At 40.3% G+C, this 17,415-nt stretch carries 8 protein-coding genes; all 8 read right to left on the bottom strand.

Features of this window, described 5'->3' with window-relative positions:
- Positions 1-202: 202 nt before the first annotated feature.
- Positions 203-3,802: a glycosyl hydrolase gene (locus IEY67_RS06975; RefSeq protein ID WP_183668904.1), complete on the bottom strand. Its 3,600-nt coding sequence runs from the start codon at positions 3,800-3,802 to the stop codon at positions 203-205.
- Positions 3,803-3,928: 126 nt separating this feature from the next.
- Positions 3,929-5,716 (bottom strand): RagB/SusD family nutrient uptake outer membrane protein, encoded by a 1,788-nt coding sequence (locus IEY67_RS06970; RefSeq protein ID WP_229800986.1) that lies wholly within the window; start codon positions 5,714-5,716, stop codon positions 3,929-3,931.
- An 18-nt stretch (positions 5,717-5,734) separates the two neighbouring features.
- Positions 5,735-8,884: a TonB-dependent receptor gene (locus IEY67_RS06965; RefSeq protein WP_229800985.1), complete on the bottom strand. Its 3,150-nt coding sequence runs from the start codon at positions 8,882-8,884 to the stop codon at positions 5,735-5,737.
- 333 nt (positions 8,885-9,217) lie between these two features.
- Positions 9,218-10,228, bottom strand: a complete 1,011-nt coding sequence (locus IEY67_RS06960) for a FecR family protein (protein ID WP_122353307.1) — start codon at positions 10,226-10,228, stop codon at positions 9,218-9,220.
- 141 nt (positions 10,229-10,369) lie between these two features.
- Positions 10,370-10,918 (bottom strand): RNA polymerase sigma-70 factor, encoded by a 549-nt coding sequence (locus tag IEY67_RS06955; protein ID WP_122353306.1) that lies wholly within the window; start codon positions 10,916-10,918, stop codon positions 10,370-10,372.
- 168 nt (positions 10,919-11,086) lie between these two features.
- On the bottom strand, positions 11,087-13,369 hold the full coding sequence (locus IEY67_RS06950; RefSeq protein WP_229800984.1) for a glycosyl hydrolase family 95 catalytic domain-containing protein: 2,283 nt from the start codon (positions 13,367-13,369) through the stop codon (positions 11,087-11,089).
- Positions 13,366-15,201, bottom strand: coding sequence for a right-handed parallel beta-helix repeat-containing protein (locus IEY67_RS06945; protein ID WP_183668902.1), 1,836 nt, complete (start codon positions 15,199-15,201; stop codon positions 13,366-13,368). Before IEY67_RS06945 ends, IEY67_RS06950 begins: the two co-directional genes overlap by 4 nt.
- Positions 15,188-17,404, bottom strand: a complete 2,217-nt coding sequence (locus IEY67_RS06940; protein WP_183668900.1) for a glycoside hydrolase family 3 C-terminal domain-containing protein — start codon at positions 17,402-17,404, stop codon at positions 15,188-15,190. The genes IEY67_RS06945 and IEY67_RS06940 overlap by 14 nt, the downstream gene beginning before the upstream one ends.
- Positions 17,405-17,415: the final 11 nt, after the last annotated feature.

The following is a 17,415-nucleotide window of genomic DNA, read 5'->3' as shown; positions in this document are numbered from 1 at the left end:
GGTTTCCGTGATTCAAAAGTGATTCTTTAACATTATTTTGCACACAAAATACAAAATAAAAGAAGGTGACACACTATAACACTATATTTGCTACGTCACTATTTATCGAATACAAATATAAAAGCAGCTATCGCTATATAAAATAGCAAATAGCTGCTTATTAAGTGGATTATTATTGCTTTTAAAGCAATAAGTACCCTGATTATTCACATATACTCAACGACACAGGCCCTAAAAGTCCGGCAACACCATCTCCTCTATATGGAGTCGGAATCGTCTGATAATGATTTGACAATGTACTATAAACCAACACTTCCAGTTGATTGTCGCCCTGTTTAACATACTTGCCAATATCCATTTTATATGGTGGCCTCATCATTATACCGACCTCTTTTCCATTAACTTTTATCTCACAGGAAGCATTTACATCTCCCAGATCTAAAACGACTTTACTCCGTGCCCCGATTTTTGGTATAGTTATCTGCTTTCTGTAATACATTCCACCTGAATAATATTTCAAAGCTCCGGTTTCTGACCAATTACCGGTTTCTAAAAGTCCCTTTCCTGTCTTTATTTTAACAGGTTCACAAATCACACCAGCTCCTTGATAACCAGGTTTTCTTTTGACAGAGAAAGCAACCAAGCCAACCTTTTTCCGAGTATCCGGAAAAATAACCCGATATTTACTTACTCCCGAAGAATCCTCGGACAAAAGCTGAATATTCCTTTCCTCTATAGCCTTTCCATTGAACCATACTTTCAAATCACTTCCGGCTATCGTCATATCCATTTCCTCCATTCCGGGAACAGACTTGAAACGATAATTCCAAACAAGATTGTTGCCGCCATAAGGATCATATAACAAATGATCCCCCAAAGCCCATCGTGTCGAAATTATTTTATCATATGAAGATGGTTTTTCCAGGGTAACAGATGATGCCGGGAAAAATACCACAGAACTTCTCTTTCTAAAATCCCTATATGTTCCTTTTTGAAATCTGAATTTCCCTTTCTCCGTATTAGCATACGCAACAGTGCATTGATGCCATCCTTCTTCCAGCAAAATATTCCGATCTGCTGGTTTCTGATCGACTAAAAGATAATCGGGATCAACACCCTCTATTTCAATTCTATAATAACCAGTAACCGGGACATACACCTGACTTCTGTATATCTGATGTCCTCCCTGATCCAATATGAAGAAACCATTGCTGACTTTACCTTTCAAACCATGCCAGCCTTGTGATCCCGGATTATCAAAAACACCATATTGCCACGAAAATTCCAATATTTCCTGCGATGAACCATTCTCCTGTGAAACATTTTTTAATGGAATATCCGCAGACTTAAACTCACTTACAAACTGAGGACCAAAACCATACACGCTTTCAGGCCATTCCGAATCATCAAAATCAGGTAATATCCAGTTTTCAGGAGAAGAAACTGCCGGTTGATGCTTAAAAGAACGGGCTTCAGCCCCAATAACTTCCGAAGCAGGGAAACGAAAATCACCCCATTTATTGTCTAAAGTCGGCAACAACTCAGTCTCCCACGAACCAGTAATCAATGATTCGTATATTACCTTCGGTTCTTTTGTGAACTCCGGTGCCATAGTAGGTTTTCCCTTTGAAAAAACAAACAAATACGAATTATCAGGTTCCTTTTCCAATTTGAGCCATGTTCCTTCTTTTGTTTGACGGATGACAGGATAATCGGATATTGTCCCGTCAGAAGCATTCCAAAGTTCAACTTTACCCGTAGCTCTGAAAAAACACTCCGTATCTTTAGGCACGTCCATAATCATATAGACATCACGTTCTCCCACACACCTATGCAAAACTTTACCTTCTCCGGTTCCCGATATGAAATCGGGAATAATCAGGGCCTTTATTTGTTTCACAACCTCATCTTCCGAAAGATATAACCCTACACCATTCGAATTATTAACCTGTTTCTTTACTTTCTTTCCCTGAGATATTTCCTGGGAAGTCGCACCAAATATTTCCCGGATAATCGCATCCACCTTGGGATCATTTTCTCCAAGACAGGTACTGGCTTTCGGTAATTCGCCAGTTGCAATTATTATCCCTCCCGAACGATAAAAGTCCAATACTTTTAGTAAAGAAGAATAATGCATCGCTTTCATATCTGCCAAAATCAATATACGGTATTTTTCTCCAGAGATGTTCAAACAAGCGTTTTCAACTTTTGATTTTTGCAATGATCTGTAATCCATAAAGTCATAATCCAAACCGGAATTACTAAGTTTCATGGCTTGTTCAAAAGCTATCTTTGTATTAGCCTCCGGATAAGCCTGCATCGATTCTGTCGGATACATTAACGCGATATCACAAACATGAGTGCCCTGGCTCATCAAATAGCTCAATCTTTCCGTATACTGAAGCCATTGTTTCATATGCGGCCAATAAGGCATTCTAAAATGAAAACAAGGCGGAGCCCATTCCCACCAACCACCATGCGTAGAATAATATAGTCCATGCATACAGACTAAATTTCCGCCTGCCATAAAATGATGATCCATTTGTTTTGTCAGCCACGAGCCTGTACTCCCCCATCCCATACTATGAAAAGCTTCAAGCCACGTCCTCGGACGTTCATATAAATGAGCTATCGAACTGGATACTTTCGTTTGTAAAAAACTGGAGCCGGTCGACGGTGCATCATTTCCCGGTGCAGTATACCAGGAATTGGCTCTGAAATAATCGATGTATGCCAATGGTTCCGTTCCACGTCCAAAATTATCGCTTCCATAAATTAAACCACGTGAAGCATGCCAATTATAAATGGGTTGAAAATAACGTTCTTCCGCCAAATCCATTAATACATCGCAATAATCCAGACGTATTTTAGGAGTTATATCCCCGATATCTTCTTTTAAGGCCGGAAGATAAAGTGTAATATCATATCCTTTTCTCTTTTCAAATTCTTCTTTAAAGTCCTCTGACCAGGAACCCATTTTAATAGGATAAGATAACTCGTCCTGAAAAAAATAATTCATGCTGCCTGATGCTGCATCTCCCATATTTTTTTCAAAACGATCAAAATATACATTTATATATTCTTTCCCGATGTCCGGATGCAATAAATGGCTTTTTTTAGTTGAAAGAATATATACTTTATAATTTTTCCCTTCCGGAACTTTCCACAAAAGTTTTCCATCAGATATATGTTTAGCCAAATCTATTTTCTCCGGCCAGGCAACAGCACCTACAAACTGTTCCGGGATATCATAAATAAAAGTTGTTCCCCCCAAAACAGTATCAGACACAATATCCAATTCTCCCTGATAATTCTGAAATTTCTCCTCTTTCAACAACTCATCCGTATAATACCCATTACCAATCCATCCGATAGTATAGTCATCCATACCTAATCCGACATTTCTTAATGTGCACTCTTTAGCAAACCAACTCCAAAAATTCCACCAATCTCCGGAGAAAACATTCGGTCTTCCCGCTTCTGTTTTTCCGGAAAGTCCATATCCGTTTTTCATCTCCTCTACATCCACTTCCGGATCCATATGTATGTAACTCACAGCGAAACCGTCTGTTGCAGATGCCGATAAAATGTCAAGCTGTTCTTTCATTCGTTCCCGGTTTAAACTGTCACCGTTCCACCAATAGAAAGGCACATTACCATATCCTTTCGGAGGAGTAGCAAATTCTGAAAAAACATCTGCATCTTTTTTCGGATATCCTTTATATTTTTGTGACTGAGCAAAAGTAACCAGACCGGAAAGAGAATAAAGAACAATTACTTGAAGAACGATTATCTTCCTCATAAACAAATTATTATATTGTATTTTATTTAAAATCATAAACACATTATCATATAAAGAGGCTTCCCTGTCTTTGCACAGGAAGCCTCTCAATAAATTTATTTTTATCATTAATTTATGACAAGATCATTACCAACCGGGATTTTGTTCCAGTACCACATCTTTATTCGTATCAATAACAGTTTGAGGAATAGGCCAAAGATTAAATGATTTTGTCAATGTTAATCTGGGATAATTCCAATATGAATATTTTTTTATACGATCGACAGCGACTGTCCCTCCCATACGAAGAAGGGTATTCCAACGACTCTCTTCATACATCAATTCGCGGGTTCTTTCGTCAAGAATTAAATCAATGCTGACATCACTGGCTGTCACCAGGTAACTGCATTTTGCCCGCGAACGCAACATATTTATATCAGACGCTGCACCCGAATTATCTCCTACTCTCAATTTTGCCTCGGCACGTAACAATATTGTTTCAGGTAAACGTATCAAATAATCATCGCGGAAAATACTACGCAATACTCTACCGTCAGCTGCTAATGTATAAAAGTCAGGGCCTATTTTGCATGATATCGGATATATCAAGGTATAAGCGCCATCGTCATATTTACCGTTCGCATCTTTTTTGTAAAGAACATCCCAAGGTATTTGCTTTCCATAATATTCAGATGTTTTTATATTTCCTAAAAAAACACGACGTAAAACAGCCTCTGAATTACGCATATCTTCAGCCCATTTATCTTCATAAACTCCATCACGCGAATAAGGAGTTGGAGTAACCTGGCTACAACCAAAACCTCCGACATCTTCCATCTGACCACCAATGTGAGCTCCCCCCTGATCTCTGAAAACCGGTCCATAAATAGCCGGGTAATCTAAACAAGCCAGATTACCGTCCGATTTATATACTTCATAGTCAGATTGAGCACACCAGATAGCTTCCGTATTTCCATTTTGATAATCTTGATTTCCAATCTGGAAAAGGTCCCAATACACATTTCCTTCTATAGGATAGCCTGCTGAAGAATAAGTCCGATCTGCTGTTTGTTCTGTAACTGAAGTGGCATAATAAAACTCCGGTCCTTCGTTCTTACGTGCACCGAAACGTTCCGTCATAAGACTATAGGTTCCTGAATCTATAACATCATTGGCATACGAAATAGCCTTATTATATGCACTGGCAGCGTCACCACCTTCCTCTTCCAGCAAAACTCCCTTATCAATGTACAACTGACAAAGATTATGCTGAACAGCCGCCCTTACCAAACGTCCGGCCTCTGCTGTTGTAACAGGCAAATCGTTTATGATATCTTCCATTTCATCGATAGCATATTGATAGGTCTCCATACGTGTCGAACGTTTATAATCATATTTAGGAGTAGAAGTTATTTCTGTAACCAACGGAACTCCTCCAAATAGTTCTCCCAAATTTCTGTAAGCAAAAGCCCGGAAGAATCGGGCCTGAGCAATTATATAAGCTTTGTCGGATTCCGAATTCCACATTATATGCTCTAAACCTGCGGCATAAATGGCTGTATTTGCCGTATTAATCAGATAATAAAACGCGGCATATGTATCCTTAAATACTCCATATTCCGAATTAATCATGCTGTAATCGTTAAACCGATAAGAATAACGTATAGTCGGTACATCAAGAACATCAGTACCGTTTCCCATTCCATATGACCACAAATTCAATTCTCCGTAGTTATTGTAAGGACAATAGATATTGTGAACTTTGATATAACAAGTGGCAAGCACTTGATCTACCTGCTCAGAAGTAGTAAATACATTGTCAATTGTGTAAAATGTTTCGGGATCTTCTTCCAAAAATTTACTATCATCACAACCAACGACTGCAAATATCGTCATCAACAACAATAATGTTTTATATATATATGTTCTTTCCATTGTTTTATAAAGTAAAATTTAGAAACTCAAATTCAAACCAAAAGAAACGTTCGTCATTATCGGATATGTCTGACTTAATGCTGTACTACCGGTTTCCGGATCACCGCCATCCCAGCCGGTAATTGTAGCCAGGTTTTTCCCTGTAATAAACAACTTAAAATTATTAATACCCATATTCTTCACCCATGGCTGGTTGAATGTATACGAAAGCGTTACATCCTGTAAACGTACATAAGCCCGGTTTTGCAAACCAAGAAAATAACTATCTCCTGTAAAAGTTGCAGCCGGATATTTATTACTCGGATTTGCCTCTGTCCAATAAGGTATATACAAACCATTCGAAGCAAACCACTGCCTATCACCTCCGGTTATATAAGCATTTGTATTTCCTGCCTGATAATAACCGTTACCTCCGAACACTCCGGCAATCATCACATACAACTCCCAGTTTTTATACTGTAACGTATTACTTAAATTCAGTTTGAAATTCGGTGCCTTATTTCCTATTACAGAACGGTCTTTTTCATTGATCACACCATCATTATTTTTATCCACATACTTAGGAGTTCCTGCAGAAACACCATTGGCTTCCATATATTCAGTATCATTTGTCTGGACAATTCCATCCTGTTCATATCCAAAAATAGAATGTATCGATTCACCTATAAACAGACTATTTCCGATATCATCATCTTCCTTTCCGTCGCCATCAAGGTCTTCTCCATACAAGTGAACCAGCTTATTACGATTCAGCCAAAATGTCAATCCTGTAGTCCAGTTAAATTCCTTATTCTGAATATTGACAGTCCGTACAGTAGCTTCTACTCCCCTGTTTTTTACTTCACCCATGGAAGAGTACATACTACCAAATCCAGTCATTACTGGAATCGAGCGAGAAAAAATCTGATCATATGTTTTAGATAAATACACATCTACATCGACGAATAAACGACTATTCAGCCAGGTTGATTCAAATCCCATATTCCATGCCTCAGTCGTTTCCCATCCTAAGTTTGAATTACCTATAGTATTCTGGTTAATACCGTATGAAGGTTTTCCCGAATTACCAAATGGATAATATATACCTCCGGAATGACCTGTTACTACCTGCGACAATGTTGAATATTGTGTCAATCCCTGGTTCCCGTTTTTTCCCCACGACAGTTTTAGCTTCATGTCATCAAGAAATTCTACACTTTTTACAAATGGTTCATTGGTCATACGCCAGGCTGTACCTATGGCCCAGAAATTACCCCATTTATTATTTGCACCAAAAACAGACGAACCGTCTCTTCTATAAGAAGCTGTCATGTAGTAAGTGTCACCAAACGAATAAGAAGCTCGTCCAAAATACCCTATATTCGTTCTTTTCCAGTTATTTAATGATATTTTTTGAGTAGACGCATAATGGAGACCATTTAAACCTAAAGCTGTATTCCCGTTCGCTGCAAAATCACTACCTGATAAAGTCTGGGATTCAAACTTCTGGTAGTCACGAGTTGCAACTGCGGTCAGATCAATATTATGTTTTCCAAATGTCTGGTTATAATTTAAAATATTGTCAATCACATAACTGGTTGTTCTTTCATTTGCAATGCTACCTCCGGCACTACTTAAATAACTATTTTGAGTAGCAACAGAATAGCGGGAGTCATCATCATACGACCCGGCCGGAACATTGTATGACTCATGAGTAAAATCACCGTTCTTTCTGTAATTAAGATTTCCTGCATAATTGAAACGGTAGCTTAAACCGGAAATCCACGGACATTTGACCACTGCATACGCATTCGCACGAAGATTATCACGAAGATCCACATTTTCTTTCTTTGATTCGTCATCGATCCCCCACAAAGGATTGCCTCTACCGCGCGTACCGTCAGGAATAGCCTCAAGCATACCATTCGGCCTGTACATCATAGCATACGGAGATAAGATCGTAGCTGACCAAATATTAGCTCCAATACCGGAATAATCAGTTCTGGTATATGCTGCATCAAGACCTATCTGCAACCAACTTGTAATATCAGTATCTATTTTTCCCAATATTGAGACACGTTCATAATCATCACCTTTTATTACGCCTCCACTCTCTGTATAGGAAGCTGATAAATAGTAGTTCATCCTATCACCGGCTCCGGATACTGCCGCCTGATAATCCTGGGTCCATCCAGTTCGTGAAATTTCATCCAACCAATCTATTTCTTTTCCGGAATTCATGTTTATTTCTTCCTGAGGTACCAAAAAACTATAATCAGAATATCCGTTCGCAGCGGCCGTAGCATCAAGCCATTGTTCACCATTCATCAATTCTGGTTTAAGATGCCATGACTGCATGCTTCCTCTTGCATTAAAATGGATGACCGGCTTACCTTGCTTACCTTTTTTAGTTGTAATAATAATTACTCCATTAGCAGAACGAGAACCGTATGCAGCAGCGGAAGTAGCATCTTTCAATACGTCATAAGATGCTATATCATTGGGGTTAATATCATTAATACTTCCCATAAATATAACACCATCCACTACCACCAGCGGATCGTTTGAGCCGGATATGGAATTTTGTCCGCGAATCTGCATAGTAGGAGTTCCTCCTGCTGAATTTGTCGCACCAATATCAAGTCCGGTCACATTTCCTTTCAAAGACTCCAAAGCATTTGTATTTGTCGCCAATGATATCGGTGAATTTTCCAACTTGACAGAAGATACAGAACCTGTAAAATCTTTTCTTTTAGCAGTTCCGTAACCGATAATAACGATTTCATCCAATGCTTGTAAATCCTCTTTCAACAGAACATTCAAACGATCTTTATTTCCTAAACTAATTTCCTGAGTAACATATCCTATATAAGAAATCTGGATCACAACATCAGTAGGAGCCTCTAACATAAAATTACCATCGATATCAGTGATAGTTCCAACGGTTGTCCCTTTTACAGAGACATTCGCTCCGATGACAGGTTCTCCATTCTGATCTTTAACTGTTCCACTAATTTTTCGCGATTGATTACTTTGACTGTTACGTGATATTTTCAGAATAATCTGTTTTCCAACCACTTCATAACTGATTTGTTTTCCCGCAAAAGCTTTTTTCAAAATAGCATCCAGACTTTCCTGACGAGCATCCACAGAAACCTTTTGTGACTGATCTACTGTCTGGTCCAGCATAAAGGTGTAATCTGTTTTTGTTTCTATTTGTTTAATTAACTGCCGAAGCGATTCATTTTTTACTGATAAATCAATTTTTTCACTTTGGGCATAAGTAGAATTAAATATAAATAACGTAAGTAAAAGCGGAATTAACTTCCTTCTTAATTTAAACATTATGTAATAGCTTTAAGATTATAAAATATATTATATCTTTGCCTTTATATATCAATTAGTTATTCTGTCTAATTTTAGGCAGAATAAAAGCACAAGCATATATATTTCAAAAGGCATGGAGATTAGGGGTCTCTGTGCCTTTTACGCATAAGGCAGAATACGTCTAAAAAGACTTTCCTATTTATATCTGATCGTCACCTCCTTTCCGTCTAGTTTATACTCTATTGGAGAAATTTTATTGATCATCTCTAATAATTCTGTTAATGATTCCGTCTTAATTGTAAACCAATAAGATTTTGAGACGTCTACATTCGATAACGTAATATCTACTCCATACCAACGTCCCAGTTTCTTCCAAACTTCTTCTACAGGATCACCATCAAACTTTAAAAGATTGTGATGCCAGCTCGCTTCGATCTCCGCATCACAAGATTCAACCCGGCAGGACAAACTCTTTTTAGAAACTATAGCTTCCTGATCAGGAGACAAATAGGTCAGCAAATTTTGATTTTCGGCCGACAGCAAGCTAACCTTCCCTCGAAGCAAAGCGACCTTTATGGCCTCTTCATCTGTATAAGCACTGACGTTGAATGCCGTACCATGCACTTTTACATCCACAGTACCCGTCTTGACTATAAAAGGATATTGAGTATCTTTTTTAACGTCAAAGAAGGCTTCTCCTTCCAGATTGACAATACGGTCATGCGTACTATATTGATAATTATAGGACAAACGCGACCCGGAATTTAACCAGACAAGTGTACCATCAGGAAGAACAAGTTGGGTTTTCTGCCCAGAAGGAGCCATAATTACATTTTCAAACTGAGATGCCTGCCAGGAATCTTTTTGACTATTAAATAAAAAAGACAAAGAAAATCCAAGAATCAAAGCTATAGCAGCTGCAATACCGGAGATGCGGATCAATAGTGAGCGGGAATACAACGGGACCTGTTTTACTTTATGACGGATACGATCCTGTATCTTCCCCCAAACTTCGACTTTGTCGGGTATCACATACGAAGAGGCATTCACCCGTACACCTTCCCATTGCTGCTGCAATTTATTCAGTAGAAGACGATGTTCGGAATCTTCATTCAGCCAATGATTTACTTTCTCCCTCTCAGACAATGTACACTGTCGGGATAAGTATTTAGCCAGTAGTTCATATGGTATTTGTTGCTCGTTCATTTTCTTGTTCTTTGTTAGTTGACACATAAATCCCCCTAAAACCCCCAAAGCCCTATAAATTATTTTATAAATAAATTGAAATATATGCCATCCAACCACCCAAAAGAAGTGTTACTTCACAAAAAACCAAGTAAACTTATGTCAGTAATTCTTTGATAAAAGGGAAAGTAAAATGATCATCACCGATTCATCAGAATGAGCTGCTATGTATTCACGGATCTTTTTTAATGCAATACCCATCTGATTCTCGACAGTCTTTACGGAGATTTCCTTTACATCAGCTATTTCTTTATAGCTTAATTGTTCTTCACGGCTCAGGATAAATATCTCCCGGCACTTTTCAGGTAAAGATCCGACAGCAGCTTGTAATAGTTGATAAAATAACTCACGGTCCACACAATCGACCGATTCGTTTTTCTCTAATTCAATACGGGCCCACTTCTCTAATAAAACAGTATGATTATCTTCATCACGTAAATAATTCAGCATCCGGTTACGGGCACTGTTATATAAAAAAGTCTTGATATATTGTATTTCTTGTCCTTCATAGTCCTCCCACAAACAGACAAAAACATCCTGCACCACTTCCTCTATCACCTGATAATCACGGGTATAGTAATTCAGGAAGCGGCATATAGTTTCAAAATAGTCATTATATACATCTTTGAATGTTCTTTCATTGATGATCATGGTGGTATAGCTTTTTCATTAAATCATCTCGTATCCCTTTTCGCGCAAAAATAGGCAAATAAATAACATATAAATAAGAAATAACGAAAAAGATAAAGCTTGCAGGGACTGGCTAAAAACAGATATTAAAACAAATCAGTACACCTGCAAGCATGAAAAGTATATTAATCAATCACTTACTACAAATAAATAACTTGTACCCGGTAAAGTTTCCAAATGAAAAACATCGTCTTCCAGTTCTTTTTCATCCAGCAGCTGGCCGGACTTCCGGACTTCCATCCGGACTTTCTTTTGTTTCCAGGGATTCAATAAAGTCAACGGTCGTCCTTGTTCACTCACTATGGTAAGGGAAGTAACCTCTTTATTTTTCAATTCTGCGGATACCAGAAAAGCACCCTCTACCCGTATCTGATGGAAAGAAGCATCTTTCTCACGCGGCCAGACCGGAAAAACACGGACAATATCCTGATGTCCCATACAAAGCATCTCATTGATCGTATTGGGGACAGTGCTCCAATTTTCGATACCGTGCGGATTATCCAGCTGGAATCCGTTCGGATACGTATGGCGGGAATAAGCATTCAGATGAACCAGGATGCTGTCCGGATCATATCCTATCCGTACGGCCGCCGGGAAAAAGCTGTTCGTTCCGTTGAAATCGGACCAACGTCGCATTTCATCGACTGTATTATGTGCAATCTGCAACAGTTGCGGATCTGAATTCAAGCCGATCTGCCCTGCCGGATAAATATGCTGTATCCCCAAGGTATTATCGCCCCACCAATCCGTACCTTTCTCCGTATAGCGAAAGACTGTTTTTCCGTTCCGCTCCTGTAGCGGATAATCGGACATATGATCTTTAATAAATGCCCATTGCTCTCTTTTATCTTCATCGACACCTAAAAAAGAACTCATATCCGATACTGTCTGCATGACCATCCGAACCAATCCCAAAGACAGGATCGGGTTCATTGTTCCTACCGTGCCTTCGTGGATGGCATCATTATAGATGACATAGCGATCTCCTTCAAGAGTCAGATATTTTTCCCAGAAAGCAGCAACACCCTTCACGAACGGATATACTTTCCGGGTATATTCTTTATCCCAGGTCCGGTAAAACTGCATCGACATATTGACAACCGCATAAGAAGAGTTGCTCTTCTGTCCCATGAAGAAACCTTCATCCTCCACCAGCTTTCCATCGATCCAACCTTTAAAATAAGTATCCATAAAGGGAGAACGACGGGTCGTTTCGATACCTAACGGCCCTGCTCCTACCGGTAATAAGATGCCATCGGAAATACCTGTTACTTCTTCTGAATAATAATTACCACGGGCTATCTGGGCAAGCATTGGCATATAATACGGATCGGCCTGTTCGATACGGTTGGATGAATACAAACCGTAATAGGGAGCCATATGATTATAATTCAAATGGTAGTCACCGTTCCAGTTAGGACGTTCCCGGGTAATCCAGGTGCCGAAGATAGAAGGGGGAAAATCCTTATCACGGCTACAAGAGGCCATTCCATAGAGAGACAGATAGTACTGCTTTTCTATTACCGAATCCGGTATACTGACAAAGGATTTCTGCCAATAATCTTTCCACCATTCCTGATGATGCTTTTCAATCTCATTTAAATGGGTAAAAGAACAATCTTCAACTCGTTTAATGACATCAGCAACACAGTCATTACTTTTAAAGTTACTAGAGAAAGCACAGACCAGACGAACCGGTTTACCTGGCTTCAACACAAAACTACCATCGGAAGACTGCCCCATACGTAAAGCCATAGCCGCTTTCGTCGGAATGTCAACAGAATCTTCGAAAGCTCTCCACAAATAAAAGACTCCTTCCTTTGTAACGCCGACCTCCCGTTCATCAGGAAAAACACGTTCTAACGGTGGATTATTTATTGTTTCTTTCTCGCCCGGTAAGGATAGATTCACGTACCCTTCCACGCTGTCTTCACCATTCATTTCCAGTTCAAGAACCAATAAGTCCTCTTCTGCTGAAATATAAGTTTTATAAGATACAGACAAATTGCCTTTTGTAAACCGGGCAGTTGTAGTAGCATCGTACAACTGTTGCTCCACCAGATAAGAGGCGCCTTTCAATGCCGGCATCGACAACTCAATTTTGCCTAACACCAACGGATATGATTCATCTAACGCCGACTTCAACCGCCAGAAATCATTTCTTGCCACATAAAAGGTTTGTGCTTCGGGCGGACCGGCTAAAGCAACACCGGTAAAACCATTCCCCAATAAAGGAGCATCTACCGAATTACGGTTGGGGATCCGTTTCGGAGGCTCGGTAAAACGTATGGTATGTTTCCGTATGATTGCCTCCGATTGTTGTTCACTATCACTAAGATCATTGCATGAGAATAAGAAAACACTCAATGCAGACAAGCCTAATGCCATCAACAAATTACTATTTTTTCTCATTTGTCCAGTGTTATATCTTTAGAAAACCTCACATGTTTCTTTTTCATATTTTCCAGATGTAACCCCGAAGACAGAATATCTCCCTCCCAGTTCGTTCCTTCGATAACGACCTGACTGCAACCGTTCAGGAAGAAGGCCTGTTTATTAGAAGATCGCGGTTGCAAATCTTTAGTCCGGATAACCGTATTATTCTTAAACGCCAGTCCCTTCGTACTTTTGGCATAAAGAATCGGATAATCAAACACCTGAAATTCATTATCTTCTATACGTACGTTTTTATGAACGGGCCGATCAGGATCTATTTGTGTATTCGAAGGATTCAATGCAATAACAGCATTACCCGGACCACCCTGATAAGCACAATCTATAAAAGTATTATTCCGAATCAAAATATCACAGACCGGCCCCGATTCGAACCAGCCTTCAGCATCTCCCTCTATCAGGATCGCACTCATACCTGTTTTCTCGAAAGTGTTATTTTCAATAATGGCTTTACGAGGGGTTGTAATTAACAGCCCACGCGTACAAGTACGGGTAAAGTAACTGTTACGGATCTCAACCTCCGGCGTACAAGTCATATTCTCAACACAATCCAATCCAAACTCTATATCTGCCGGAACAGGATTATCCAGACGCACTATAACCTCTCTGTCTGATACCCGTCGAACCTCCTGCACCTTCGCCCTCTGATAACGTTCCATACGTTTGGCTCTGATAAAAGCGACTTCATCTCCTTCATGAAAAGCAACGAAACCATAACTCTGTCCATGCATAAAACGAAGTCTTAACGTATTAGCATCCATTTTTTCCATGATCCTCAGATTGGTACCATGTATATTTATCGGATCATCATGAGCACCTTCATAACGGCAATCCGAAATGTTTATCATTCCACTACACCCGGAAAAATGCATCATATCGGCAGATGCCGCAAGTATCCTGCCACTACCTTCCGGCGGAACACAATTGACATGGTCCATAGTGATATTATTCACAAACTGACTGACAATACCTAAACCATGCATATAATGCATATTCACATGCTGCAAAACAATATCGCGACTCTCCAGTATAAACATTCCGACCTGGTCACGAATAACATCGCGGGCAGTTAATATATTCCCTTCTTTGGGATGAAAATCAGAAGGAGTCGAAAAACTTACAACCCCATGAGACAGTTCTTTTGCTTTTGATTTGGATAAGACATTCCAACCATTCGTATAAACGGAAGTTTTCTTTTCCGCATCATATTCATTGCAATGAATACGATTCGACTTCCATCCTTCACCAAACAGATTTATATATCCGTCCACTATTTCATACCACGAATCCGGATGTAAAGTAACGACAGTTTCTCCGGTCGCAACCCGGGTATATCGAATCTCTGATGCTGTCGGACGCTGGAAGTTTGTACTTATATTCCGGATCTGTATATTTTTACAATGGTCCAGTACCATTGTGATCATTTTCCCGTGATACATTAACAAAGAGCCATTCCCTTCGACAATAAGATCCTCCATCTCTTTAAACAATAATCCTACTGTCTTTATTTTCGAAGGACACTCTTCTTCTGTGGATGTATTAGATATAAAATATTCAGCACGAACAGCACCCTCCGGCCAGATATCATAGCGCCCTTTCGGAAAACACAAGACTTTTGCACCTGTCTGTTTACAAGCTCTTATCGCTTCCTGTAAACCCGTTACAACATTCTCATAAGTATTAGGTAATACACCAAAATCCGAAACATAAACGGTGTCTATTCTATTTGCCTTTACATAACAGGCAAATAGAATAAAACACAATAATAAAAAATATTTAGTATACGACATAAGGTTCTCCTTCAATCTTCAACTCGCCGAAACTTCCTTCCGATTTATAAGGTTGACCTCCGCCGATATATAATTCCACAGGACCTTCTTTCTGAACCAAATTTCCTTTATCGTCGACCAGAGCCAACTCTTCCGGAGAAAGGGTGAAAGTGACAGTCTGGCTTTCGCCCTTATTCAGATGAATACGTTTGAAACCTTTCAAGGCACGCAACGGGACACGGGTATTTCCGTTTTGAGGATGAGAGACATACAACTGAACAACCTCATCGCCATCCCGTTTACCGGTATTTGTGACTGTCGTTGTTACCTGGATACTTTCACCGGTCTTCACAACAGAAGCATTCGACAACGGTTGATAAGCAAATGTCGTATAACTCAAACCGTAACCGAACGGATAACGGACATCGCCTTTGAAATAACGATAAGTTCGGTTCGCCATCGAATAATCTTCGAAATCAGGAAGATCTTCGTCATTCATATAAGTAGTCAGCGGCATACGGCCTGCCGGGTTATAATCACCGAAAAGGACATCGGTAATGGCATCGCCCGCAGCTTGCCCGCCATACCAGGCTTGCAGGATAGCGTCGGCATTACGGCTTTCCCAGTCGAAGCTCATAACAGAACCGGACATATTGACCAGAATCAACGGGCGGCCTGTCTTTTTCAGTTCTTTCATCAACTCTGTCTGCACAGGAGGTAATTTCATCGTTGTACGGTCACCGCTGGCAAAACCGCCGTAACCTGCGGCTCCGGCATCACCGGCCTCGCCTTCATAATCGGCACTGATACCACCGACAAAGATAATGATGTCTGCTTTCTTAGCCTGTGCGGCTACCTGGGCAAAAGAAGGGGCACCTTCCAGTTTCTGAACAATACCGACACCTGTCAGCGTATCGATCTGAATCGTATTGCCAAAACGTTTCTTCAAACTCTTGTACGGGGTCATGATTTCGCTGGGCACACCAAAATAATTAGCCAACAATGTACTACCGTTATCCATATTCGGACCGATTAAAGCAATCCTTTTAATCTTAGAAGCATTCAGGGGAAGTATATTCTTATTATTCTTCAATAAGACCATCGACTCCTGCGCCATCTTATAAGCATGTGCCTTATGCGCATCGCACTCGATCACTTCACGCCCGATCGTAGCATACGGAACACGGTCAGCCGGGTCATACATACCTAATTTGAACTGTATTTTGAAGAGACGAGCCAAAGATACATTTATATCTTTTTCCGAAATAATACCCTGCTGGACGCCTTGCTGAAGTTTCTGATACAAATCACCACATTCCAGGTCGGTACCTTTCAGTACTGCATCTGCTACAGCATCTACATCATTGCTATGCGTTTTGTGATGATGAGCAAAGTCCTTTACAGCCCAACAGTCGGAGGTCACATAGCCATCAAATTTCCACTGGTTACGAAGAATATCCTGTAACAATTCATTGTGACCACAGCAAGGTTGTCCTTCCAGCCGATTGTAAGCGCACATCACACCATGTACTTTCGCTTTCGTCACCAGCTCGCGGAAAGCCGGCAGATACGTATCCCACAAATCATACAAAGAGGTACGTGCATCAAAATAGTGCCGATTACCTTCCGGTCCGCTATGTACGGCATAGTGCTTGGCACAAGCTACCGCTTTCAGATAATGAGAATCACTACCTTCCAAGCCACGGACAATGGCCGTTCCCATCTTACCTGTCAGATAAGGGTCTTCGCCATAACACTCCTGTCCACGTCCCCAGCGGGGATCACGGAAGATATTGATATTCGGAGTCCAATAGGTCAGCCCACGGTAAATACTACCGGTCTTTCCTTCCCGTAAATCTTCGTTAAAGAGGGCACGGCCTTCCGAAGAGGTCATATCGCCCATAAGTTGCAAAGCCTCCGTGTCAAAGGTAGCAGCCATACCGATCGCCTGCGGAAAAACAGTCACCTTTTCCTTCGTACGTGCCACACCGTGCAGCGCTTCGTTCCACCAGTTGTAAGCAGGTATACCTAAACGGGGAACCGCCGGGGCGGCATGTTTCATCAACTGGACTTTTTCTTCCAGCGTAAGGCGGGAAATAATATCCTGTACACGTACGTCCAACGGAAGGTCAGGATTCCGGAACGGATAATCATACGTTTGTGCAACCAGGCCGTTCAGAGAGAGAACAGCCAGTAAAACGATACTTTTTAGTTTGTTTTTCATGAGATTATCTA

Source organism: Parabacteroides faecis (assembly GCF_014647375.1).
Classification (GTDB): domain Bacteria; phylum Bacteroidota; class Bacteroidia; order Bacteroidales; family Tannerellaceae; genus Parabacteroides; species Parabacteroides faecis.
This window is presented reverse-complemented; position numbering and strand designations above follow the sequence as displayed.